Source organism: Streptomyces sp. NPDC059853, from assembly GCF_042731495.1.
Lineage (GTDB): Bacteria > Actinomycetota > Actinomycetes > Streptomycetales > Streptomycetaceae > Streptomyces.
In genome coordinates this window covers 1-1,072 of the sequence record NZ_JBHWJL010000579.1, presented here as the reverse complement: position 1 = coordinate 1,072, position 1,072 = coordinate 1, and the positions used below count along the sequence as shown (strand labels likewise).

Genomic DNA, 1,072 nt, shown 5'->3' with positions numbered 1-1,072 from the left:
GCGTAGTACCGTACGGTTCCCCCGTGGACGAGGACGCGTGGGCGGAAGTCGGGCGGCTGACGGCCTGGCTGGACGAGCGGGACGGGCAGCCGCCGGACGTCCGGCGGCTGTTGCGGGTGCTGAAGATCGCCGAGGAGGCCGGTGAGGTCGCCCAGGCGGTGAACGGGGCACTGGGGGCCAACCCGCGCAAGGGGTTCAGTCACGACTGGGCGGACGTCCACGCCGAGTTGTGCGACGTGATCATCACCTGCATGGTCGCCCTGTCCTCCTTCACGCCCGACGCCCGGCAGGTCTTCGAGGAGCATCTGCGCCGCGTGGCCGCCCGGTCCCTGCCGCCCGCGGCCGCCGGCTGACCGGCCGGGACCGCGCGGCGGCTCACCAGATGTCGCCGTCGCGCCAGTCGCAGACCAGTTCGCCCGTCACGTCCAGCGGGACCTGGCCGGGCAGGATGTGGACCGTGCCGTCCCACTCCTCGGTGCGGGCGATGCCCATCGGGGTCAGCGCCCAGGTGCGGCCCTGCCACTGCTGCCAGCCGCGGTCCTGCCAGTACGGCGCCGTCCCGGGCCGGGCGGACAGCGCGCCGAGGTCGTACGCCGCCGCGATCACCCGCTCCAGGACGCCCGTCACGGTGCGGCCGTGGCCCCGGCCCCGGTGGTCGGGGTGCACGCCCAGCGCCTCGATGTAGCCGGTACGCAGCGCCCGTCCGGCGTGGATGAGGCGGCGTTGCACCACCGCGCCGTGCGCGATCAGCCGGTCGCCGTCGCTGTCCCACACCAGGGTGTGCAGGCCGCCGAGGGTGTGGTCCCAGTCGTGTTCGGCGAGCCCGAGCAGGCCCCGGATGGCGCGCAGGGTCGGGGTGGACAGTTCCGCGGTGTGAGCGGTGCGTACGTGCGGCGTCATCCTGTTCCTCCACGGGTGCGGGCTCCGGTACGGACGGGATCGGTGCCGGCGTTGTCGCCGTGACGCGGCGTCAGGGCGCGGCCCCCAGCAGATACCCGGCGTCCACCAGGACGATGCAGCGGTCCACGCGATCCACCCTCTTTCCTGGAGGATTGGCTTCGGGCTTCCTTCG

General features: G+C 73.7%; 2 protein-coding genes. One reads left to right on the top strand and one right to left on the bottom strand.

The genetic code is table 11. The annotated features are described in order from the left end of the window. Positions 1 to 353, top strand: a 353-nt coding sequence (locus ACFV5N_RS28000; RefSeq protein ID WP_385605393.1) for a MazG-like family protein, incomplete at its 5' end; no start/stop codon positions are given. 22 nt (positions 354 to 375) lie between these two features. Here the strand turns inward: ACFV5N_RS28000 and ACFV5N_RS27995 are convergent. Beyond that, a complete protein-coding gene (locus tag ACFV5N_RS27995) occupies positions 376 to 900 on the bottom strand; it encodes a GNAT family N-acetyltransferase (RefSeq protein WP_385605390.1) in 525 nt (174 codons plus the stop codon). Positions 901 to 1,072: the final 172 nt, after the last annotated feature.